General features: G+C 54.5%; 20 protein-coding genes. 15 read left to right on the plus strand and 5 right to left on the minus strand.

Annotated elements, in window-relative coordinates:
- Window positions 1-65 precede the first annotated feature (65 nt).
- Window positions 66-1,250: a NupC/NupG family nucleoside CNT transporter gene (locus tag N1689_RS20025; RefSeq protein ID WP_260060026.1), complete on the plus strand. Its 1,185-nt coding sequence runs from the start codon at window positions 66-68 to the stop codon at window positions 1,248-1,250.
- A 38-nt stretch (window positions 1,251-1,288) separates the two neighbouring features.
- Here N1689_RS20025 and N1689_RS20030 read toward each other — a convergent pair whose 3' ends face one another.
- Window positions 1,289-1,714 carry a DUF3574 domain-containing protein gene (locus tag N1689_RS20030; protein WP_161732939.1) on the minus strand — a complete coding sequence of 142 codons (426 nt, stop codon included), beginning with the start codon at window positions 1,712-1,714 and terminating at the stop codon, window positions 1,289-1,291.
- Between the two features lie 155 nt (window positions 1,715-1,869).
- Between N1689_RS20030 and N1689_RS20035 the strand changes: the two genes are divergently transcribed.
- The 7 genes from N1689_RS20035 to N1689_RS20065 all read left to right on the plus strand — a co-directional run bounded on the left by N1689_RS20035 (window position 1,870) and on the right by N1689_RS20065 (window position 8,455).
- Window positions 1,870-2,733, plus strand: a complete 864-nt coding sequence (locus tag N1689_RS20035; protein ID WP_161732937.1) for a YicC/YloC family endoribonuclease — start codon at window positions 1,870-1,872, stop codon at window positions 2,731-2,733.
- 424 nt (window positions 2,734-3,157) lie between these two features.
- Window positions 3,158-4,081, plus strand: coding sequence for a kdo(2)-lipid IV(A) palmitoleoyltransferase (gene lpxP / locus N1689_RS20040; protein WP_033734527.1), 924 nt, complete (start codon window positions 3,158-3,160; stop codon window positions 4,079-4,081).
- 220 nt (window positions 4,082-4,301) lie between these two features.
- Window positions 4,302-5,444 (plus strand): alanine racemase, encoded by a 1,143-nt coding sequence (locus tag N1689_RS20045; RefSeq protein ID WP_260060029.1) that lies wholly within the window; start codon window positions 4,302-4,304, stop codon window positions 5,442-5,444.
- A gap of 136 nt (window positions 5,445-5,580) precedes the next feature.
- A complete protein-coding gene (locus N1689_RS20050) occupies window positions 5,581-5,976 on the plus strand; it encodes a polyketide cyclase (protein ID WP_222924825.1) in 396 nt (131 codons plus the stop codon).
- Window positions 5,977-6,408: 432 nt separating this feature from the next.
- The gene (locus N1689_RS20055; protein WP_161732931.1) at window positions 6,409-6,675 is read left to right on the plus strand and encodes a hypothetical protein; all 267 of its coding nucleotides are present in this window, start codon (window positions 6,409-6,411) and stop codon (window positions 6,673-6,675) included.
- A gap of 82 nt (window positions 6,676-6,757) precedes the next feature.
- Window positions 6,758-7,402, plus strand: a complete 645-nt coding sequence (locus N1689_RS20060) for an oligosaccharide flippase family protein (RefSeq protein WP_260060030.1) — start codon at window positions 6,758-6,760, stop codon at window positions 7,400-7,402.
- 435 nt (window positions 7,403-7,837) lie between these two features.
- A complete protein-coding gene (locus N1689_RS20065) occupies window positions 7,838-8,455 on the plus strand; it encodes a trimeric intracellular cation channel family protein (RefSeq protein WP_161732927.1) in 618 nt (205 codons plus the stop codon).
- Here the strand turns inward: N1689_RS20065 and ligB are convergent.
- The gene (gene ligB / locus N1689_RS20070) at window positions 8,393-10,144 is read right to left on the minus strand and encodes an NAD-dependent DNA ligase LigB (protein WP_161732925.1); all 1,752 of its coding nucleotides are present in this window, start codon (window positions 10,142-10,144) and stop codon (window positions 8,393-8,395) included. The two genes, N1689_RS20065 and ligB, sit on opposite strands and share 63 nt — an antisense overlap.
- Before the next feature lie 239 nt (window positions 10,145-10,383).
- Here ligB and gmk point away from each other — a divergent pair, with 239 nt between their 5' ends.
- The 7 genes from gmk (at window position 10,384) to N1689_RS20105 (ending at window position 19,520) form a co-directional block, all read left to right on the plus strand.
- Window positions 10,384-11,007, plus strand: a complete 624-nt coding sequence (gene gmk, locus N1689_RS20075) for a guanylate kinase (protein ID WP_161732923.1) — start codon at window positions 10,384-10,386, stop codon at window positions 11,005-11,007.
- Between the two features lie 54 nt (window positions 11,008-11,061).
- The gene (rpoZ, locus tag N1689_RS20080; RefSeq protein ID WP_003851346.1) at window positions 11,062-11,337 is read left to right on the plus strand and encodes a DNA-directed RNA polymerase subunit omega; all 276 of its coding nucleotides are present in this window, start codon (window positions 11,062-11,064) and stop codon (window positions 11,335-11,337) included.
- Between the two features lie 20 nt (window positions 11,338-11,357).
- Window positions 11,358-13,466: a bifunctional GTP diphosphokinase/guanosine-3',5'-bis pyrophosphate 3'-pyrophosphohydrolase gene (gene spoT / locus N1689_RS20085; RefSeq protein WP_161732921.1), complete on the plus strand. Its 2,109-nt coding sequence runs from the start codon at window positions 11,358-11,360 to the stop codon at window positions 13,464-13,466.
- 2 nt (window positions 13,467-13,468) lie between these two features.
- Complete coding sequence (gene trmH / locus N1689_RS20090) at window positions 13,469-14,167, plus strand: tRNA (guanosine(18)-2'-O)-methyltransferase TrmH (RefSeq protein WP_260060032.1); 699 nt, start codon at window positions 13,469-13,471, stop codon at window positions 14,165-14,167.
- Complete coding sequence (gene recG, locus N1689_RS20095) at window positions 14,164-16,242, plus strand: ATP-dependent DNA helicase RecG (protein ID WP_161732917.1); 2,079 nt, start codon at window positions 14,164-14,166, stop codon at window positions 16,240-16,242. The genes trmH and recG overlap by 4 nt, the downstream gene beginning before the upstream one ends.
- 106 nt (window positions 16,243-16,348) lie before the next feature.
- Window positions 16,349-17,722: an NCS2 family protein gene (locus N1689_RS20100; protein WP_161732915.1), complete on the plus strand. Its 1,374-nt coding sequence runs from the start codon at window positions 16,349-16,351 to the stop codon at window positions 17,720-17,722.
- 118 nt (window positions 17,723-17,840) lie between these two features.
- A complete protein-coding gene (locus N1689_RS20105) occupies window positions 17,841-19,520 on the plus strand; it encodes an AsmA family protein (RefSeq protein ID WP_260060033.1) in 1,680 nt (559 codons plus the stop codon).
- Between the two features lie 32 nt (window positions 19,521-19,552).
- Here N1689_RS20105 and fabY read toward each other — a convergent pair whose 3' ends face one another.
- Genes fabY through N1689_RS20120 form a run of 3 tightly spaced genes read right to left on the minus strand, consistent with a single transcriptional unit; the run spans window position 19,553 to window position 21,860 of the window.
- Window positions 19,553-20,500 (minus strand): fatty acid biosynthesis protein FabY, encoded by a 948-nt coding sequence (fabY, locus tag N1689_RS20110; RefSeq protein WP_013359528.1) that lies wholly within the window; start codon window positions 20,498-20,500, stop codon window positions 19,553-19,555.
- Window positions 20,501-20,556: 56 nt separating this feature from the next.
- Window positions 20,557-20,994, minus strand: coding sequence for a D-aminoacyl-tRNA deacylase (gene dtd / locus N1689_RS20115; protein WP_260060034.1), 438 nt, complete (start codon window positions 20,992-20,994; stop codon window positions 20,557-20,559).
- On the minus strand, window positions 20,991-21,860 hold the full coding sequence (locus N1689_RS20120; protein WP_161732909.1) for a virulence factor BrkB family protein: 870 nt from the start codon (window positions 21,858-21,860) through the stop codon (window positions 20,991-20,993). The genes dtd and N1689_RS20120 overlap by 4 nt, the downstream gene beginning before the upstream one ends.

A 21,860-nucleotide genomic window follows, 5' to 3' on the forward strand; every position in this document is an offset into this window, starting at 1 on the left:
CAGATGAAATTCCCTGCCAGCTGTGGCTAAATGCGCTTTCCTTTCTCTCTGATAAAAAAAGACATATGGCCGCCATTCTTCATTTCCTGCTGGCGCTGGTGGTGATTTTTGCCCTTGCGCTGCTGGTCAGTCATGACCGTAAACAGATTCGCCTGCGCTTTATTGTTCAACTGATTGTGGCAGAAGCCGCGCTGGGTTGGTTCTTCCTTCACTCTGCCGGGGGGCTGGCGCTGGTCGGCTCGTTTGCGGGATTCTTTGAGACGCTGCTGGGCTTTGCCGCACAGGGTACAGAATTCGTGTTTGGCGGAATGAGCAAACAGGGGCTGGCATTTATCTTCCTTGGCGTACTCTGCCCGATTGTCTTTATTTCCGCACTGATCGGCATATTGCAGCACTGGCGCATCCTGCCGCTGCTGATCCGTATTTTCGGGACGCTGCTGTCGAAAATTAATGGCATGGGCAAACTGGAGTCGTTTAACGCCGTCAGCACGCTGATTCTGGGTCAGTCGGAAAACTTCATCGCCTATAAAGGGATTCTGGGTGATATCCCGCCGCGTCGGCTCTACACCATGGCAGCGACCGCTATGTCCACCGTTTCGCTGTCGATTGTCGGTGCTTATATGTCGATGATTGAACCGAAGTATGTGGTTGCCGCACTGCTGCTTAACATGTTCAGCACCTTTATTATCCTGTCGATCATCAACCCGATAAAAAGCCAGGATGAGCAGCCTATCGCGCTGGAAAAGCTGCATGAAGAGCAGAGCTTCTTTGAAATGCTGGGCGAGTACATCCTGGCTGGTTTCAAAGTGGCGATGATCATTCTGGCGATGCTGATTGGCTTTATTGCCCTGATTGCTGCCGTGAATGCCGTGTTTGCGGCGGTCTTTGGCTATAGCTTCCAGCAACTGCTCGGCTACCTGTTCTATCCTCTGGCATGGCTGATCGGCATTCCCAAAGCGGATGCCCTGCAGGCGGCCAGCATCATGGCGACCAAGCTGGTGGCAAATGAGTTTGTGGCGATGATTGAGCTGCAGAAAGTCGCGGCGGGCATGAGTGCGCGCGGGCTGGGTATTCTGTCTGTGTTCCTGGTCTCCTTTGCTAACTTTGCCTCGATCGGCATTGTGGCGGGTGCCATAAAAGGTCTGAACGAAAAACAGGGGAATGTGGTTTCCCGGTTTGGCTGGAAGCTGGTCTATGGCTCCACGCTGGTGAGCCTGCTCTCTGCAGCTTTTGCCGGTCTGTTTATCTGACTATTCAGCGGGCGGCCTCGCTGCCGCCCGCGTTCATTCTAGAATCCGACGCAGACGGGTGCATCTACCCGCATCACCGACTCCTGAGCAAAGCGTTTCTTATAGAGTGTGCGTAGCGCCTCAATATCCTGATTGGTGGCAGGATCGATACCGTGGATCAGCATCAGCGCTTTACTGTTCTCCCGTGCCAGTTTGCCGTTCTCGCCCAGCCATTGCCCTTTAGCGTCATAAATCGACAGTCCCGCTTTGAAGCGTGGCGTGACCTCATTGTCCACAAAGTTCATCCAGTCGAGTGAACTCACCCTGCCGCCATCTGGCTTGCTCAGTCCAAACCACAGCGTGGTCTGCATCATCATGTCGCCACCCGCACAGATGGGTTGCGGTTTCGTGGGCGGCGCATGGCGCGTCTGGCAACCCGCCAGCAACAGAGCCATCACAACAGGAAGGGCAATAACGCGTGACATAGATCGGTCATCCTCACAAGGGGTCAGTGGTCATCATAAGTGGCTCTCGCAGAAAGCGGAAATGGTTCGTTATTTTCCGGTGAGACGCTTATGCCTGTTATGCCGTGGCTCGCCTCGCTATACTTCACCCATCTTTCCGCAAATGAGTACCGCTTATGATCCGCAGTATGACCGCTTATGCCCGCAGCGAAGCCAAAGGCGAATGGGGCAGCGCCGCCTGGGAGCTGCGTTCTGTTAACCAGCGTTATCTGGAAACCTACATCCGTCTGCCGGAACAGTTTCGTGGGCTGGAGCCGGTTATCCGCGAACGCATTCGCCAGCGTCTGACGCGCGGTAAAATTGAGTGCAACCTGCGTTTTGATGCCGACCCCAGCGCGCAGGGCGAGCTGATGCTCAATGAAACGCTGGCGAAACAGCTGGTGCAGGCGGCCAACTGGGTGAAAATGCAGAGCGATGAAGGCGCGATTAATCCGCTGGATATCCTGCGCTGGCCCGGTGTGATGTCTGCACAGGAGCAGGATCTGGATGCCATTAACACGCAGTTGTTGAAGGCGCTGGATAGTGCGCTGGATGATTTTATTGCGGCACGCGAAAGCGAAGGCACCGCACTGAAAGCGATGATTGAGCAGCGTCTGGAAGGAGTTTCGCAGGAAGTCAGCAAAGTGCGGGCGCAGATGCCTGAAGTCATCAAATGGCAGCGTGAGCGTCTGGTCGCCAAACTGGAAGATGCTGAAGTCCAGCTGGAAAACAATCGCCTGGAGCAGGAACTGGTGATGATGGCGCAGCGTGTTGACGTCTCCGAAGAGCTGGATCGCCTGGATGCGCACGTTAAAGAAACCTACAACATCCTGAAAAAGAAAGAAGCGGTTGGCCGTCGGCTCGATTTCATGATGCAGGAGTTCAATCGTGAATCGAATACGCTGGCATCGAAGTCGATCAACGCCGACATCACCACTTCTGCTATCGAACTGAAAGTGCTGATTGAACAGATGCGCGAGCAGATTCAAAATATTGAGTAAGATCTTTTCCTCAGGTCTGAGATGAAGCGTCAGCGATGGCGCTTTGTTCATTCTCTGAGTAATGACCTCTCTTCTGCATCAGCGTGCAGGGTGTTCTAAGCGTGTGGCTGGCCTCATTATTACGTAAAGATGGATAAATAATCATTTCCGGACTCTTCTGTAATGCGTGTCTGTCACGTTTTCCTTATCAGGCCTGTCTTTTTTAATCTTCTGAATTTAATATCTTTTTTCTGTTGCGAACCCTTTTTTCGCACCCGAAACGCTGGCTCCATGAAACAGGTCAATCCTGTAGAGTCAGTAGTTTCCCTTTCTTTGAAGGCACTTTTTGATAAAGTGCTGGTCGAAATCAGTACAGCTGTAGCGCCTGGAGACTTTATGGAAGTGTTCTTTATGCGATGCATCCATTTATCTCATGAAGGTTTTAATGAAAAACACCGGAAAATTTAGCAGCTCGCTGCTGCATCCGCGTTATTGGTTTACCTGGTTTGGTCTTGGTGTACTCTGGCTTCTGGTCCAGCTTCCCTATCCTGTTCTTATGCGTCTCGGTGCCGGTGCGGGCAAAATTTCCCGCCATTTTCTGCAGCGCCGTGAGCGAATCACCCGTCGTAACATTGAGCTCTGTTTTCCTGGCATCAGTGAAGAAAAAACAGAACATATGATCGCCGGTAATTTTGCGTCGTTAGGCATGGCGCTGGCTGAAACCGGTATTGCCTGGTTCTGGTCTGACCGTGCGGTTAAACGTCTGTTTAAAGTGTCAGGTATGGATAATCTCCACGCTGCGCAGAATGAAAAGCGCGGTGTGATGCTGATTGGTGTGCATTTCATGTCACTGGAGCTGGGCGGCCGCATCAGCGGTCTCTGTCAGCCGATGATGGCGATGTACCGTCCGCACAACAATCAGGCAATGGAATATGTGCAGACCAAAGGCCGGATGCGCTCGAACAAAGCGATGATCGACCGCCGCGATCTGCGCGGCATGGTTAATGCTCTGAAACAGGGTGAATCGGTCTGGTTTGCACCAGACCAGGATTACGGCCCGAAAGGCAGCACCTTTGCGCCGCTGTTTGCGGTAGAAAAAGCGGCCACCACCAACGGCACTTTTGTGCTGTCGCGTCTGGCGAAGCCGGCGATGGTGCCGATTATGCTGATTCGTAATGCAGATAATGATGGCTATCATCTGATCATTGAGCCGATGCTGGAAAATTATCCTCACACGGACGAAGCTGCTGCTGCAGCCTATATGAATAAAGTGATCGAGAATCAGATTCTGCGCGCACCGGAACAATACCTCTGGCTGCATCGCCGATTCAAAACCCGACCGCCGGGTGAACAGTCACTCTACGTCTGAGTAACCGCATAAAGCAGGCACCGCGCCTGCTTTTTTATTCTGCTAATCCACGCCTGCTTAGTATCCTCTCCGGTTTGTCCGTGTACAGCATGCTCTATCCCGGGTTAACACCCACTTTAATTTTTGCTGTTCAGCGCCTCCTCCACAGCCACCAGGCTGGTATCAGAAAGTTAATTAAGGAATGATGAATCCTCTTACCTCGTTAAAGCCGGATAATCTTATGGATATCAACGATACACAGCAGTGGCAGAGACCGCTGATTGATGACCGCCTTACGCCCTATATTGAAGTCGATGCAGAACGCCTGGAGCAGAATCTGCAGCATATGCAGCGCAAAGCCAGTGCGGCAGGCGTCGCATTGCGTCCGCATATCAAAACACATAAAAGCGTCTGGATTGCTCAGCGTCAGCTTGAATATGGTGCTCAGGGTGTCACGGTCTCTAAACCCAGCGAAGGTATCAGCTTTATTCAGGGGGGCGTTCGCGATCTGCTTTTAGCCTATCCGGTTGTGCAACCGCAAAGCGTGGCTGAGTTGCTGCGTCTCGCCGTGCTTCATCAGGCAAAACTTACCCTGATTGCGGACAGGCTGCAGGGTGTGGCAGCGATTGCGGATGCGTGGCAGCAACAACCAGACTGCGAGCTGGCGGTGGCGATTAAGGTGGATGTTGGATTACACCGGATTGGTGTTAGTCCTGATAGTGATGACGCCGTGCTGATTGCTCAGGCGCTGCGGGACAGAGGCGTACGCTTTGCCGGATTAGTGTCGCATGCCGGCCACGCTTATGGTGCCGGTAATGCTGCGGCTATTGTTGATGTTGCCAGGCAGGAAACGGTATTGATGCAGCAGCTTCAGGCAAAACTGCAGGCTGCGGGATTTACCGACTGCCCGCTCTCTGTGGGGTCAACGCCTACGGCCCTGGCAGCCGAGGTTGCGCCCTGCATCAGTGAAATCCGGCCCGGCAACTATGCAGTGCTGGACCTTACCGCCTGTCGCCTCGGGCTAAGTTACGTCGATCAGCTGGCAATGAGCGTCATTACACGTGTGGTAGCGGTAAACGAGCATTTCGCAATTGTGGATGCCGGATCGAAAATGCTGAGTTCAGATAAAGGGCCACACGGCACCAATGCCAGCGGCTTTGGTGTTGCAGCCGACGAAGCGGGCCACACGTATGAGGTGACAAAGTTATCTGAGGAGCATGGTTTTCTGCTTTATCAGGATCGCCGTCCTGAAGTCGGCATGCTGCTTCGTATCTTTCCGAATCACAGCTGCGCAGTGATGGCACAGTCGGATGGCTTTGTTCTGCGTCGCGCCAGTGGGCATAGCGAAGAGCACGCAGTTTCTGCACGCGGCAATTTTATCTGAGTCAGCGGCAGACAGCCTCATCCGTTGTCTGCCGTTTGTACGAAACCCTCTCAACACCACACTTCTGCTGTTACAACGTATTAACGAGCCTGACCCCATGCTTTAATGCTTTTTTAGCTTATCCTCCGGAGGTTATATGCTCTCCTCGCGCACGCTGAGCCTGACAATTCCGCGTCACTGGTTAGATCTTTATGAAACCATCTGGAAGCCGGAATTTTTTCCAAAGTGGGCGTCCGGGCTGACGAATAGTGCATTAGAACCTGATGGCAATCGCTGGCGTGCTAAAGGCCCTCAGGGAAATGTAAAGCTCCGGTTCTCGCCACATAATCCGTTTGGCGTAATGGATCACTGGCTTGATAGTGGGTCAGGAAAGGAAATCTATGTGCCGATGCGCGTGATAGCCAACGAGCAGGGTGCCGAGGTGATGGTGACGGTTTACCGCCAGCCATTTACTTCAGATGAGAGATTTAAGCAGGATATTGAATGGGTTAGCAACGATCTTGAGAAGCTTAACCAGCTTCTGACACAGTAAATCAATGACTTAGCTCGATTTTTTCTCTGTACTTATCACTGGCTGTTTATGAAAAAAAACAGAAAAACTTCCGATGATAAAGCATAAAGCGTTTATCTGATTGCATGCCTCTTTTACACATTTATCACCAACCCTGCTTAAGCATTGTTGCCAGGAAAATTCCTGGCAACATCCCCCGACAGGCTGGCGATCTTCCCTGATTACAGGCCTCTTCATCTTCTGCACGAACACTTTCTCTCTGACGTATACATTAATCATCAACAATCGTTTATTACTGCCCTGCTGGGGATTTAATATTTATCATGCATAGAGTGAAACCATTTATTTCTGCGGTCGCGTAATCAGACTTTTCTTATGGTGTTAAATTAAATAAAACAATGTATAAATCATTCCACACACAGCAATACCCATAATGATAAAGCAGGAAAAGTCATGGACCGCTCTGCGTATCCTTTGTTATCAGAAAAAGAATTCGTTGAGATTGCCGCAAGGATGCTGGCAGGAGAATATAAAACTACAACAGGATTTATTCGTGATCTGGCGGAATTCTTATTAGCTGCAGGGGATTCCGCCATGACACGAAACAGAGAATTTACCAGGGATATCTATTTTTTATCCGAGCACCATTTGATTGAATCCATAATAACATGGCAAGCCTGGAAAGGTATTTCAGGACTCCGGCCAGAAAAATTGCACTAACTAACGGTGTGACAGCAACTTCTCATTGCTGTTACACAACGATTTAATTCTCACAGAGTCAATGAACTCTAACGAGTATATTATGGCAATACGTGAAAGCAGTCTTAATAGCGCAAAATGGTCTCTGCTCTCTTCAATCAAAATTATTGGCATCGGCGTACTGCAGCTCTCGTTGCTGGCGCAAATCCTGCAGGCGAATGAACTAAACCTGCTGGCGATCGCCGTGATAGCTTTACTGGCTATCGATACGCTGGCCGATCGCGGCTTCTCAAATAAGCTGATCCGCCGCTGTATGCTCTCTATCAACGACCTCTCCACGATTTACTGGGGTAATATGTTGATGGGTGTCGTAGTGTTTGGTCTGTTATTTACGGGCAGTCACCTGCTGAACAGTCTGTTTGGTCAACCTGAACTGGCGTTAATGATGCAGATGGTCTCAGTGGTGTTTATTATCATCCCACAGGGTCAGCATTACCGTGCGATATTACAGCGCGAAAAACAATATACCCGTATCGCCTTTGCTGAAACCTCAGCAGTATTAGCCGGCCTTGCCGTCACTTTATTTACCGTCTGGCTGACCCCTTCAGTACTGTGTGCGATCTGGGGTTACCTGGCGATGGCATCCATTCGCATGCTGATTTACTGCTACTATGGTCGTTCATGGTTCCAGCCAGAATACCATTTTAGCCTGAAAGCCTTTTCTAAAATTCGTGCAAGAAACAAATAATAAAATAAGTCTGTTTGGTGGGCTCTGAGCATCTGAAACGATGCGTTGGCGTGCTGTTAACCAGCACGCCTTTTCTTTTCATTAAGCCTGTTGCTTTATTTCTCTAATTCTTTCTTTATCTGCCGCATCCAGCCTTTCTACCTCCTTTATAAACTGACTTACCTCCAGCCGTTGTCTGGCGTTCATGGTCGGTTAATATCCGCTAGTCCGGAACCGTAAAACAGCGGGCCGCAACGCACAAACCTTCTGCAGACTGTGTCTTCTCAGATTTACACAGGCACTCACCGCAGGCTCTGCGCAGAAAAGTCTTTCTATACGGACGCCTTGGCTGGCTGGTATACACTGCGCTTATCCCGGACGCCGATCGCCTGAAAATCTCTGTCGCCGTCTTTCAGGCAAGGATATCGCCTTGCCCCCGTTTTACCGGAGTCTGCTATGTTACTGACCGTTCTCTACATCATTGGTATTACTGCTGAAGCCATGACGGGGGCGCTGGCGGCGGGCCGCCGCAAAATGGATCTGTTCGGTGTTATTATTATCGCCTCAGTGACTGCCATCGGCGGTGGTTCGGTGCGCGACATCCTGCTGGGTCACTATCCGCTGGGCTGGGTAAAAAATCCCGAATACATCATGATTGTGGCGGCAGCAGCGGTCATCACCACGTTCCTGGCACCCCTGATGACACACCTGCGCAAAGTGTTCCTGGTGCTTGATGCACTGGGACTGGTGGTTTTTTCCATTATCGGCGCGCAGGTTGCGCTTGATTCCGGACATGCCATGATTATTGCCGCCATAAGCGCGGTCATTACCGGCGTCTTCGGTGGCGTGCTGCGTGACATGTTCTGTAATCGCATTCCGCTGGTGTTTCAGAAGGAACTTTACGCTGGTATCGCCTTCGCCTCAGGCTGGCTCTATATCCTGCTGCTGAAAACTACGCTGGCACATGAAGCGGTGATAATCATTACCCTGCTGTTCGGCTTCTTTGCCCGTTTACTGGCGCTGCGCTTCCGCCTCGGTTTGCCGATTTTCAACTATCCCCATCCCGAGCATTAAGGAAGAAGGTATGCCTTGCTGCTGCAGGAACGCGATCAGCCTCTGCACACGGGCATCATGGAACTGCGCAACCAGGCGCTTTGCCAGCGCAGCCCCAACACCCGGTAACGCCTGCCAGCCCGCAATATCCCGCTGCATTAAGCTCTCCCACTGCTGATCGGGCAGTGACTTCAGGGCCTTCCGCGGCAGTGAAATACCTAAGGCATCCACCCAGCGACGAAACGGCTGCTGACGGGTGAGATTAAAACGATGCCAGAGCTGACCCGCCCGTTCCGGAGAGAAGCCCGTTGCGGCAGTGATCTGTTCCGGTGTTAACGTCAGCCAGCCGAACAGATGCGTCATACTGCCGGTTTCCAGTAAGCGCAGCCAGGTGCTGCGCTCAACGCCCGGAATATTCAGCACCGTTTTCTGACTGAGCCAGCGTAATTTTGCCAGTAACTGCTTCTGGCACTCCGCACTGAAGGTGTAACAGCTTAGCGGCGTGTAATGCGACGCGTCGGGAGGCTGAGGATAGTCGCGCTCTGCCACGCGCCAGATCACCCGCTCCAGCCGGGGGATCCCCTGACCCGCCAGACTCAGCGTAATCACATCACCCGCCACAATATCGCTCTCCTGCCAGCGACGCAGGGATCCGACATTGACCCGCCTGACAGTCTTGTCATCCAGCTGCACTGGCTGCAGATTAAGGACGGCAGCTATTTTCCCGGTTCGGCCAACCGGAAAATCAACGGAGAGCACTTCAGCGCTGACTTCAGGAGGCTGATACTTCCAGGCAACAGCCCAGGTGCCCTCTCCCGGCAGCCAGTTTTTTCCCGCAGGACGAAGGCTCTGATGAACCACCACGCCATCAGTGACAAAAGGTAGCGCAGCATGGAACCAGCGCTCCCGCCAGGTGGCGACCTCCTCTTCATCTTTGACGCGGTAACTCCATTTTGCGGCAACGCCCAGTCCCCAGCGGCTGAGTTGCTCAAGCCGTTCTGTCATTTTGGCGGGACCATCTGGCCAGGCCCAGATGAAAACATTGAGCGAATTCAGCAGAGGAATCCGTTGCTTGCTCATCATGGCCCCGGCCACCTGTGAGCGCGCATTTTTACCACCATCAACGGCCTGTTGATGACCGGTCATCGTCAGGAATAGCTCACCCTGCAACACCACCTCGTCGAGACGGGTGTCGATATTCAGCGGAATCGCCGGGATCCAGGCGGCTTTAGCCAGCCACTCCTCACCACGTAATCCATCGCCACGGCTTAACAGGGAGACCAGCCTGCCGTGGCGATATACCAGTGAAACGGCGATGCCATCAACTTTGGGCTGCACCCAGAGATCGCCACGCCCCTGCATCCAGTAAGCCAGCGCCAGCTTGTCGCGCATCTTTTTTACACCTGTGTGGGCGACCGGATGCAATGACTTGCCATTACCCGGCAGTTGCGGGGTGTAAACCGGCTGATAAGGGCTAAAGCAGTGCTGCCACTGAATCAGTCGCTGCTGAAGAGCGTCATAATCCGCATCCACCACCGGACTCTGCCCCTGACGATAGTAAGCGTCATCCCAGTGTTGTAGTTGCTGTTGCAGGCGGCGGATCTCTTCAGTCGCCCGAATCGGTGTCCAGACCGGACAAACGGCGCTATGCGCAGGCCATATGACGATCCACAAAACAGCCGCCAACAGCGGCCAGCCGAATCCTTTCATATTCTCTCCCCTGACGTTTTGCGGTATTCAATATCAATGCCCTGGCGTCAGCCAGAGACGATGTCCGGTTGCGGAAGAGATGCCGTAACAATAAAGGATTAATTGCAGCGGCCTGACAGACATTTGCGCGAAGATACGCAAAAGTTGGCTGTTGCCGCTGCGCAAACGCTGCGTGGCAGCGGGAAGCTGTGTATACTGTGCAGGAAATCGACTCCGCTTTTAATCAATTCAAGAAAACCATGGCTCAAGGCACGCTCTATATTGTTTCTGCACCCAGCGGCGCAGGTAAATCCAGCCTGATTCAGGCACTGTTAAAGACCCAGCCGTTGTATGATACGCAGGTCTCTGTTTCGCACACGACACGCGGCATGCGTCCGGGTGAAGCCCATGGCGAACATTACTTTTTCGTTGAGAAACATGAATTTGAGCAGATGATCGCGGAAGATGCCTTCCTCGAACACGCTAAAGTTTTCGACAACTATTACGGTACGTCGCGCCATGCTATTGAGCAGGTGCTGGCAACCGGCGTTGATGTGTTTCTCGACATCGACTGGCAGGGTGCGCAGCAAATTCGCGCCAGAATGCCAGGCGCACGCAGCATCTTCGTTTTACCGCCGTCGAAAGAAGAGCTCGATCGCCGTCTGCGCGGTCGTGGTCAGGATAGCGAAGAGGTCATCACGCGTCGCATGGCGCAGGCGGTAGCGGAAATGAGCCACTACGCCGAGTATGACTATTTAATTGTGAATGATGATTTCGATCTGGCGCTGTCCGATCTGAAAACCATTATTCGCGCCGAACGTCTGCGTATGGCGCGCCAGAAGGCGCGTCACGATGCTTTAATCAGCAAACTGTTGGCAGTCTGAATACAGTTTCAGTATGATGCGCAGTCATTTCTTCATCTGTGGAGTAGCACACCTATGGCACGCGTAACCGTTCAGGACGCAGTAGAAAAAGTTGGTAATCGTTTTGACCTGGTGTTGGTCGCTGCACGTCGTGCACGTCAGATGCAGGTTGGCGGCAAAGATCCGCTGGTTCCGGAAGAGAACGATAAGCCTACCGTTATCGCTCTGCGCGAAATCGAAGAAGGTCTGGTCACCAATCAGATTTTAGATGTGCGTGATCGTCAGGAACAGCAAGAGCAGGAAGCCGCTGAGTTACAGGCCGTTACCGCTATCGCTGAAGGTCGTCGTTAACAGCCACCTGCAGGTCACCCTTGTATCTGTTTGAAAGTCTCAATCAACTGATTGAAAAATACTTGCCAGAGGAGCAGATCAAGCGCCTCCAGCAAGCCTACCTTGTCGCACGTGATGCCCACGAGGGACAGACACGCTCCAGCGGTGAGCCTTATATCACCCATCCGGTTGCCGTGGCCTGTATTCTGGCGGAAATGAAGCTCGACCATGAAACCCTCATGGCCGCGCTGCTGCATGACGTGATCGAAGATACGCCTGCCACTTACCAGGACATGGAACAGCTGTTTGGTAAAAGCGTGGCGGAGCTGGTCGAAGGCGTTTCCAAGCTGGATAAGCTGAAATTCCGCGACAAGAAAGAAGCGCAGGCAGAGAACTTCCGCAAGATGATTATGGCGATGGTGCAGGATATCCGCGTCATTCTCATCAAGCTGGCTGACCGCACCCACAATATGCGCACCCTCGGGTCGTTACGCCCGGACAAACGTCGCCGCATCGCGCTGGAAACGTTAGAGATTTACAGTCCGCTTGCGCATCGCCTGGGTATTCACCATCTTAAAACGGAGCTGGAAGAGCTCGGTTTTGAGGCTCTCTACCCGAACCGTTATCGGGTAATTAAAGAGGTGGTGAAAGCCGCGCGCGGTAATCGTAAAGAGATGATCCAGAAGATTCTTTCTGAGATTGATGGCCGTTTACAGGAAGCGGGCATTCCCTGCCGCGTCAGCGGTCGTGAAAAGCATCTTTACTCGATCTACCGCAAAATGACGCTGAAAGAGCAGCGTTTTCACTCCATCATGGATATCTATGCCTTTCGCGTCATCGTGAAAGATCTGGATACCTGCTATCGCGTTCTTGGCCAGATGCACAGCTTGTATAAGCCGCGTCCGGGCCGCGTGAAAGATTACATCGCCATCCCCAAGGCCAACGGCTATCAATCGCTCCATACCTCCATGATCGGTCCGCACGGCGTGCCGGTTGAAGTGCAGATTCGCACCGAGGATATGGATCAGATGGCAGAAATGGGGGTCGCTGCGCACTGGGCCTATAAACAGGCGGGCGAAAGTGGCACCACCGCACAGATTCGCGCTCAGCGCTGGCTGCAAAGCCTGCTGGAGCTGCAGCAGAGTGCGGGCAGTTCGTTTGAGTTTATCGAAAGCGTGAAGTCCGATCTCTTTCCCGATGAGATCTACGTCTTTACGCCTGAAGGCCGCATTGTTGAGCTGCCAACCGGCGCGACGCCGGTGGACTTCGCCTATGCGGTTCACACCGACATTGGCCATGCCTGCGTCGGCGCACGCGTTGACCGCCAGCCTTATCCGCTGTCGCAAACCCTGACCAGCGGCCAGACGATTGAGATCATCACCGCGCCAGGCGCCCGTCCCAACGCCGCCTGGCTCAACTTTGTCGTCAGCTCCAAAGCCCGCGCCAAAATTCGCCAGCTGCTGAAAAACCTCAAGCGTGAAGACTCGGTTAATCTGGGCCGCCGCCTGCTCAGCCATGCGCTGGGCGGCAGTCGTAAGCTGGCTGAGATCCCGGCTGAGAATATCCGTCAGGAACTGGACCGTATGAAGCTGACCTCGCTTGACGATCTGCTGGCGGAAATTGGTCTGGGCAATGCGATGAGCGTGGTCGTGGCGAAGAACCTGCTGCAGGCGGACAGCAAGACCATCAGCAGTAACAGCAAGCGCGGTAAGCTGCCGATCAAAGGCGCTGATGGCGTGTTGATTACGTTCGCCAAATGCTGCCGACCAATTCCCGGTGACCCGATTGTTGCTCATGTCAGCCCTGGCAAAGGACTGGTGGTGCATCATGAGTCCTGTCGAAATATTCGCGGTTACCAGAAAGAGCCGGAAAAATTCATGCCGGTCGAGTGGGATAAAGTCACTGAGCAGGAGTTCGTGGCGGAAATCAAAGTCGACATGTTTAACCATCAGGGCGCACTGGCGAACCTGACGGCAGCAATCAATACGGCCGGTTCCAATATTCAGAGCCTGAATACCGAAGAGCGTGATGGCCGCGTCTACAGCGCCTTTATCCGCCTGACCGCACGCGACCGTGTCCATCTGGCGAATATCATGCGTAAAATTCGCGTGATGCCGGATGTGATCAAAGTCCACCGTAACCGTAATTAGGCATGAACGATCAACGTTTTGCCCGGATTCAGGCGATGCTGGCACTGCGCCAGCACGACCTTACGGTCTGTATGGAGCAGGTGCATAAGCCGCACAATGTGTCGGCGGTGATCCGCACGGCCGACGCTGTCGGTATCCACGAAGTACATGCTGTCTGGCCCAGCCAGCGGATGCGCACCCAGGCTTCCGCGTCTGCCGGAAGCAACAGCTGGGTGAAAGTGGTCACCCATCCCACCATTGGCGATGCCGTAACACGGCTTAAACAGCAGAAGATGCAGGTTCTGGCGACCCATCTTTCTGACGATGCCGTAGATTTCCGTGAGATCGATTATACCCTTCCCACCTGCATCCTGATGGGACAGGAAAAAACCGGCATCACTGAAGAAGCACTGGCGCTGGCTGACCGGAAGATCGTAATTCCTATGGTGGGAATGGTGCAGTCGCTGAATGTCTCGGTTGCCTGTGCGCTGATCCTCTATGAAGCACAACGGCAGCGGCAGAATGCCGGTCTTTACCTGCGCGATTACAGCCTGCTGGATGATGATGAGCAGCAACGCCTGCTGTTCGAAGGCGGATACCCGGTGCTGGCGCGGGTCGCAAAGCAGAAAGGTTTACCCTATCCGCGCATCAATGCTCAGGGCGAAGTGGACGCCGATCCCAACTGGTGGGCAACCATGCAGTCGACCGGTAAAAAAAGATGAAGGGCCGTCTGCTGGATGCCATCCCGCTCAGTACCCTGACCGGCGTCGGTGCCAGCCAGGCAGCAAAACTGGCCAAAATTGACCTGCACACCATTCAGGATCTCCTGCTTCATCTCCCGCTACGCTACGAAGATCGCACCCAGCTTTATGCCATTGACGATCTGCTGCCCGGTATCTGGGCCACCGTAGAAGGCGAAGTGCTGCATACCGACATCACCTTTGGTCGCCGCCGGATGATGGTGTGCCAGATCAGCGATGGTAGTGGTGTCCTGACGATGCGCTTCTTCAACTTCAATGCCGGGATGAAGAACAACCTGTCGCCAGGCCGGCGCGTCACCGCCTATGGCGAGATTAAACGCGGTCAGCGCGGTGCCGAGATTATTCATCCCGAATACCGCATCCAGGGCGAACAGAGCAATGTAGCGCTGGAAGAGACCTTAACACCAGTTTATCCCACCACTGAAGGTATCCGACAGGCTACACTGCGTAATCTTACCGATCAGGCGTTGACGCTGCTGGAGAGCTGCCCGATTGCCGAGTTGCTGCCGAAGGAACTGAGCGGCGGCTTGATCAGCCTGCCTGATGCACTGCGCACACTGCATCGTCCGCCGCCCGATCTCCGGCTCAGTGAGCTGGAAAGTGGCCGTCATCCGGCGCAGCGCAGGTTGATTCTGGAAGAGCTGCTGGCGCACAACCTCAGCATGCTGGCGGTACGCGCCGGTGCTCAGCGCTATTACGCGTTACCGATGCCGCCGCGACACAACCTTAGCGATCAGCTGCTGGCCGCGCTGCCCTTCTCACCGACCAATGCGCAGAAACGCGTGGTGGCGGAGATAGAGAAAGATCTGGCCAATGATTTTCCGATGATGCGGCTGGTGCAGGGCGATGTCGGCTCGGGCAAGACACTGGTTGCTGCGCTCTCTGCGCTGAACGTTATCGCCCATGGCAAGCAGGTTGCGCTGATGGCGCCGACCGAACTGCTGGCTGAACAGCACGCCAGTAACTTCCGTCAGTGGTTTGCGCCGCTGGGGATAGAAGTGGGCTGGCTGGCCGGAAAACAGAAAGGCAAAGCCCGCCAGGCCCAGCAGGAAGCGATAGCCAGTGGTCAGGTGGCGATGGTCGTGGGCACACACGCGCTGTTTCAGGAGCAGGTACAGTTTAATGGTCTGGCGCTGGTGATTATTGATGAGCAGCACCGATTCGGCGTCCACCAGCGACTGGCCTTATGGGAAAAAGGCGAGGAACAGGGTTTCCATCCGCATCAGCTGATCATGACCGCCACCCCCATTCCGCGCACCCTGGCGATGACGGCTTATGCCGATCTTGATACCTCAACTATCGATGAGCTGCCGCCGGGACGAACACCGGTGACCACCGTCGCTATCCCCGATACGCGACGCGATGAGATTGTGGCGCGGGTTGAGCATGCCTGCCGCGAGGGCCGTCAGGCCTACTGGGTCTGCACCCTGATTGAAGAGTCCGAATTGCTGGAAGCGCAGGCGGCAGAAGCCAGCTGGGAATCCCTGAAAACGGCGCTTCCCGACTTAAACATCGGACTGGTACATGGCCGGATGAAGCCCGCGGAAAAGCAGGCGGTGATGCAGGCCTTTAAAGCGAATGAGCTGCAGCTGCTGGTGGCGACGACAGTCATCGAGGTCGGCGTTGACGTGCCGAATGCCAGCCTGATGATTATCGAAAACCCGGAGCGGTTAGGGCTGGCGCAGCTGCATCAGCTGCGTGGTCGTGTAGGTCGTGGTGCTGTAGCATCGCACTGTGTGCTGCTCTATAAAGCGCCACTGAGCAAGACGGCGCAAAAGCGTCTTCAGGTGCTGCGCGACAGCAATGATGGCTTTGTCATTGCCCAGTTCGATCTGGAGATTCGCGGGCCGGGTGAACTACTGGGCACGCGTCAGACCGGCAACGCCGAATTCAAAGTAGCCGACCTGCTACGTGATGCCGCGATGGTGCCGGAAGTGCAGCGCGTGGCGCGCCACATCCACCAGCACTATCCCGAGCAGGCCAGCGCCCTGATTGAACGCTGGCTGCCAGAGACCACCCGCTATACCAATGTCTGAGTGCGTTCCATTCTGGTACGGCCTTTTTTATCTTCACCGGGCAAACGATTGCTTTTAGCCTGCGGATGATTACAATCGCCACACTATTTTTTGGGAAGAACAGAAGATGTCCACCACTCCTCAGCCAGACCAGCCTTCCGCCACGAAAAGTGAACTGATTTATCGCCTTGAAGATCGTCCACCCCTGCCGCAAACGCTGTTTGCCGCCGGTCAGCACCTGCTGGCCATGTTTGTCGCGGTTATTACGCCTGCGATTCTGATTTGTCAGGCGCTGGGCCTGCCTGCAGAAGATACCCGGCACGTGATCAGCATGTCGCTGTTTGCATCGGGCGTGGCATCACTGCTGCAAATCAAAACCTGGGGACCAGTAGGTTCGGGCCTGCTGTCGATTCAGGGCACCAGCTTCAACTTCGTGACGCCTCTGATTATGGGCGGGATGGCGCTGAAAAATGGCGGCGCTGACGTGCCCACCATGATGGCGGCACTGTTTGGCACGCTGATGGTAGCCTCCTGTACCGAAATGGTGCTGTCGCGCGTATTGCATCTGGCGCGCCGGATCATTACGCCGCTGGTTTCCGGTATCGTGGTGATGATTATTGGCCTGTCGCTGATTCAGGTCGGCCTAACCTCCATTGGCGGTGGTTTCAGTGCGATGAATGACCATACCTTTGGCGCGCCGAAAAATCTGATGCTGGCCGGAGCCGTGCTGCTGGTGATCGTGCTGCTGAACCGACAGAAGAATCCCTACCTGCGCGTCGCCTCTCTGGTGATTGCCATGGCGGTAGGCTATCTGCTGGCCTGGACGATGGGTATGCTGCCTGCGGCAGGTATTCCCGCTGATCAGCCGCTAATCATGGTACCCACCCCGCTCTACTATGGGCTGGGCTTCGACTGGAATCTGCTTATCCCGCTGATGCTGGTATTTATGGTTACCTCTCTGGAGACCATCGGCGATATCACCGCCACCTCGGATGTTTCAGAACAGCCGGTGAGCGGCCCACTCTATATGAAACGTCTGAAAGGTGGCGTGCTGGCGAATGGTCTTAACTCCTTTGTCTCCGCGCTGTTTAATACCTTCCCTAACTCCTGTTTCGGCCAGAACAATGGCGTCATTCAGTTAACCGGCGTAGCCAGCCGCTACGTGGGCTTTGTTGTCGCGCTGATGCTGATTGTGCTGGGGTTGTTCCCGGCGGTCAGTGGTCTGGTTCAGCTCATTCCTGAACCGGTGCTCGGCGGTGCAACCATTGTGATGTTCGGCACCATCGCCGCCTCGGGTGTTCGCATCGTGTCACGCGAGCCGCTTAACCGTCGTGCCATCATGATCATCGCACTATCGCTGGCGGTGGGCCTTGGCGTTTCCCAGCAGCCGCTGATCCTGCAGTTTGCGCCTGACTGGCTGAAAACCCTGCTCTCTTCCGGCATTGCGGCGGGCGGCATTACCGCCATTGTGCTCAACCTGATTTTCCCGCAAGAGAAGTAAGTCCACAGGCAGGCTTCGGCCTGCCTGCTAATTATTCGGATTTACATCCAGGCTGTTGAGCTGTAACGGTAATTCAGGCATAACAACCTCTCACCGGATTTAACTCGGGAAGGATGCTATGAAATTTCTTGGAAAGTTTTTCCTCACCTTACTTTTGCTGCTGCTTTTCACCCTTGTGGTGATCTATGTATTGCTGCAGACACAGTGGGGTGCAGGCTGGTTTAGCCGTTGGGTGAGCGACAAAACCGAATGGCATCTCTCCCTGAGTAAAATTGAACACAATTTCTCTTCTCCCTCTCATATCATTCTGGATGACTTCAGCTTTGGTCATGATGGGCAGCCTGCGGTTCTGGTAGCGAAACGGGTCGATCTCGGTCTGGCTCTGATTCAGTTTAGCGATCCACTGCATTTCAGTAGCCTTGAATTGCGCGACGGGGAAGTGAATCTGGCCAATCTGACGCCAGGCAGTGCGCTACCCATTCAGGCCGATCGCCTGCAGCTCAATAACATGCGTATCGACAGCCCCAACAGCACGTTACCGCTGTTTGCTCAGCAGGTTAATGGCGGCATTCTGCCGTGGAAACCCACATCCCTCAATATGCTGGGTCGCGATGCCCGTTTCCAGATGAGTGCAGGCAGCATGACGCTGAATAAGGTGCCCGCTGAAAACGTCCTGATTCAGGGCAGTGTTTCCCAGAACCGGATGCGCTTTGATAATATTGGTGCCGACCTGGCGCGTGGATCCATGACCGGCAGCGGTGAGCGCGATGCCCAGGGCAACTGGAAAATCAATCAGCTACGACTGAATGATATTCGTCTGCAGACTGCCAGCAGCCTGAAAGATTTCCTGCATCGCCTGCAGGTGGTTCCCTCGATTGCCATTACGCGCCTCGACATGACCGATGCCCGCCTGCAGGGGCCTGACTGGGCGGTGACAGATCTTGACCTGACGCTGAGAAACGTTAACTGGCAGGGCGATGACTGGCAGAGTAATGATGGTTCGCTGGCGCTGAATGCCAGCAATTTTATCAACGGTGGATTCGAGCTTAATGACCCTATCGTTAACCTGGATTTCTCGCCGCAGGGTCTGGCGCTAACGCAGTTCAGTTCACGCTGGGCGAACGGGGTGATTCGGGCTGACGGTGACTGGTCACGCAGTGATAAACGCCTGACGCTGAAAAATCTGGCTATTGCCGGACTGGAATATACCCTGCCGCAGGACTGGCGTGACCGCTGGCAGGCGGCACTGCCCGCGTGGCTGGATAGCGTAGCGGTGACGCGTTTCACCTCTAATCGTAACCTGATTATCGACATCAATCCGGCGTTTCCCTTCCAGCTGACCTCACTGGACGGATCCGGCGAGAACCTGCTGCTGGCGCAGCAGCATCAGTGGGGGATCTGGTCGGGTAAGCTTAGCCTGAATGCGGCAGAGTCGACTTTTAACCGTACCGATCTGCGTCACCCATCCATTACGCTGAATGCAGACACGCAGCAGATTCAGGTGACCGAGCTGAGTGCGTTCAGTAACAAGGGACTGCTTGAAGGGACGGCTACCGTCGGCCAGCAGCCAGCGCGCCCGCTGACGCTGCAATTGACGGGGCGTGCAGTGCCGGTGAATGTGTTGCAGAACTGGGGATGGCCCGCCTTGCCGTTAACCGGTGACAGCAATATGCAGTTGCAATTGAGTGGCGCTTTAGCCGCAGGCCAGCCATTACGCCCAACGGTCAATGGCACGCTGTCGGTGACAACGGATAGTCAGCAGGTGCAGCAGACCATGCAGGCTGGCGAGGTTCGTTAATAACTTAAGGGCCGCAGATGCGGCCCTTAAGGTTAGTTGATACGTGCGCCGGAACCGCCCTCTTCCAGCGGCCCATCCGGATCGGCGGGCAGGACGATATAAACTCCCTCAAACACCGCGCCACATTCATCATCGCCAAACAGCTCCACTTCAAGCTGAACGCGTGCTTTACGTCCGCGAGCCAGACGGTCAAGGTCGCCGCTTAGTGAGCCGAGATCGGCAATCGCGCCAGGTCGTCCGCTGATAGGGCGGCTATAGCGGATGTGCGCATCTGCCAGAATAATGGTGCCGCCGAGATGGCGTTCGCGCAGCAGCAGCCAGATCAATCCCCAGCCGGTCAGCGTGGCCAGCGAGAAAAGGCTGCCAGCGAACAGAGTGTGATGTGGATTCTGGTTGCCCGCTTCAGGCATGGTGGTGATAAATTTCTGCCCGGTAAACTGCAGGATACGCACACCCATCTTCTCGCTGAGCGGAATATGATCATACCAGGCCTGTTGTAGCTGACCGCACCAGTCGGCGCGATGCAGGATATCATCGAGCGTAACAACCGGCTTGATCATCAGAAAGTGGCGTACCGGCGTCGTCTGCGGCGCGGTAATCTCACCCTGATTGATGTAGCCGAGCTTGGCGAAGAAAGCGACCGCATCTTCACGGGCACTGCAGGTTACCCGCTTCGCGCCTTCCTGACGCGCTACCGACTCCAGGGTCATGGCCATCAGCGTACCCAGCCCTTTCCCCTGCACAGACGGATGAACAGCCATGAAGCGGATAGCGGCCTCATTATCGGCGTTGATGTAGAGACGGCCAATGGCGACCGGATTTCCCTGCTCATCAACCACCATCTGATGATGTGCCAGGGCATCCCAGGCGTCACGTTCCGACCCCTGAGGCTGACGCAGTGGTTTACGCAACATCTCCCAGCGGAACTGATAATAGATATCCAGCTCTTCCGCCGTCTGTGGCACGCGAAGGTGATACATGTAATGTTTCTCCCGCTCGGCCAGGTGGCCTGTTTCCTGCCGCTCCGCTTGCGATCTCAAACCTGTAACCAGAACGTCACAGGACCATCATTCACCAGCGAGACCTGCATATCCGCAGCAAAACGGCCATTTGCCGTGGTCATGCCCAGTTGACGACAGCAGTCGCTGAAGTATTCATACAGGCGTTCGGCCTCAGCAGGCTCCGCACCGCCTGAAAAGGAGGGGCGCATCCCTTTTTGCGTATCTGCGGCCAGCGTAAACTGCGATACCACCAGCACGCTTCCGCCCGCCTGGCGGACACTCAGGTTCATTTTGCCCTGTTCATCACTAAAGATGCGATAGCCCAGTACGCGTTCTGCGAGACGTTCCGCACGCGCGTTGTCATCACCCTTTTCCACGCCCAGCAAAACCAGTAAACCGGCACCGATTTCGCCGATAACGTTCTGATCGACGCTGACGCTGGCGCGCTGCACGCGTTGGATCAATGCAATCATGTTTCCTCGCGTTGTTCTTCTTTGTGCTGCTGTTTTAACTGCCGATAGTCGGCTAACGCGACGGTAATTTCAGCGCCTAACAACACAATACACCAGGTCCAGTAGACCCAGAGAAACAGAATCGGGATCACGGCCAGTACGCCGTAGATCAGCTGATAAGAGGGGAACATAGTAACATAGAGCGCAAAGCCCTTTTTACCCAGCTCAAACAGCGCACCTGCAACCAGCGCGCCAATCAGCGCATCGCGTGGCGGTACCCGCTGGGTAGGCACAATGCTGTAGAGCAACCAGAAGGCGAGCCACGACAGCAGAAGCGGGAAAATGCGCAGCATCTGATCGACCAGGCTGGTGACGCCGGTCGCATTAATCCAGCGCAGTGACAGCAGATAGGAGCTGATCGCCAGGCTGGCACCCGCCAGCAGCGGGCCGAGCGTCAGAATCATCCAGTAGACCGCAAAGGAGTAAACCATTGGCCGCTTCTTGTTGCTGCGCCAGATGGTATTTAACGCGGTATCAACCGAATGCATCAGCAGCAAGGCCGTCACGATCAGGCCGACAGCCCCGACCGCCGTCATCCGGTTTACGTTAGCCACAAACTGCTCAAGATAGCGTTGCAACGTGTTGCCTGCAGCCGGCATCAGATTGTTAAAGACAAACTGTTTCAACTGCACGCTGATATCAGAGAAGACCGGGAACGCCGCAAACAGGGCAAACACCACCGCAATCAGCGGAACCAGCGCCAGCAATGAGACATAAGCCAGATTACCGGCCTGAGTCGTCATGCCATCCTCATCAATGCGTTTCCATAACAGCCTGAGCCACAACCAGAACGCATGCAGCCCGGGACGAAATTTACCTGACATCAT

Origin of the sequence: Pantoea sp. XY16 (genome assembly GCF_025153065.1) — a bacterium.
In the GTDB taxonomy this organism is placed as follows: domain Bacteria; phylum Pseudomonadota; class Gammaproteobacteria; order Enterobacterales; family Enterobacteriaceae; genus Pantoea; species Pantoea alfalfae.

Excerpts from the sequence above, each read along its gene's own strand:
- N1689_RS20025 (WP_260060026.1), top strand. The coding sequence starts at position 66 with ATGGCCGCCATTCTTCATTTCCTGCTGGCGCTGGTGGTGATTTTTGCC.
- N1689_RS20030 (WP_161732939.1), bottom strand. The coding sequence starts at position 1,714 with ATGTCACGCGTTATTGCCCTTCCTGTTGTGATGGCTCTGTTGCTGGCG.
- N1689_RS20035 (WP_161732937.1), top strand. The coding sequence starts at position 1,870 with ATGATCCGCAGTATGACCGCTTATGCCCGCAGCGAAGCCAAAGGCGAA.
- lpxP (WP_033734527.1), top strand. The coding sequence starts at position 3,158 with ATGAAAAACACCGGAAAATTTAGCAGCTCGCTGCTGCATCCGCGTTAT.
- N1689_RS20045 (WP_260060029.1), top strand. The coding sequence starts at position 4,302 with ATGGATATCAACGATACACAGCAGTGGCAGAGACCGCTGATTGATGAC.
- N1689_RS20050 (WP_222924825.1), top strand. The coding sequence starts at position 5,581 with ATGCTCTCCTCGCGCACGCTGAGCCTGACAATTCCGCGTCACTGGTTA.
- N1689_RS20055 (WP_161732931.1), top strand. The coding sequence starts at position 6,409 with ATGGACCGCTCTGCGTATCCTTTGTTATCAGAAAAAGAATTCGTTGAG.
- N1689_RS20060 (WP_260060030.1), top strand. The coding sequence starts at position 6,758 with ATGGCAATACGTGAAAGCAGTCTTAATAGCGCAAAATGGTCTCTGCTC.
- N1689_RS20065 (WP_161732927.1), top strand. The coding sequence starts at position 7,838 with ATGTTACTGACCGTTCTCTACATCATTGGTATTACTGCTGAAGCCATG.
- ligB (WP_161732925.1), bottom strand. The coding sequence starts at position 10,144 with ATGAAAGGATTCGGCTGGCCGCTGTTGGCGGCTGTTTTGTGGATCGTC.
- gmk (WP_161732923.1), top strand. The coding sequence starts at position 10,384 with ATGGCTCAAGGCACGCTCTATATTGTTTCTGCACCCAGCGGCGCAGGT.
- rpoZ (WP_003851346.1), top strand. The coding sequence starts at position 11,062 with ATGGCACGCGTAACCGTTCAGGACGCAGTAGAAAAAGTTGGTAATCGT.
- trmH (WP_260060032.1), top strand. The coding sequence starts at position 13,469 with ATGAACGATCAACGTTTTGCCCGGATTCAGGCGATGCTGGCACTGCGC.
- recG (WP_161732917.1), top strand. The coding sequence starts at position 14,164 with ATGAAGGGCCGTCTGCTGGATGCCATCCCGCTCAGTACCCTGACCGGC.
- N1689_RS20100 (WP_161732915.1), top strand. The coding sequence starts at position 16,349 with ATGTCCACCACTCCTCAGCCAGACCAGCCTTCCGCCACGAAAAGTGAA.
- N1689_RS20105 (WP_260060033.1), top strand. The coding sequence starts at position 17,841 with ATGAAATTTCTTGGAAAGTTTTTCCTCACCTTACTTTTGCTGCTGCTT.
- fabY (WP_013359528.1), bottom strand. The coding sequence starts at position 20,500 with ATGTATCACCTTCGCGTGCCACAGACGGCGGAAGAGCTGGATATCTAT.
- dtd (WP_260060034.1), bottom strand. The coding sequence starts at position 20,994 with ATGATTGCATTGATCCAACGCGTGCAGCGCGCCAGCGTCAGCGTCGAT.
- N1689_RS20120 (WP_161732909.1), bottom strand. The coding sequence starts at position 21,860 with ATGATGTCAGGTAAATTTCGTCCCGGGCTGCATGCGTTCTGGTTGTGG.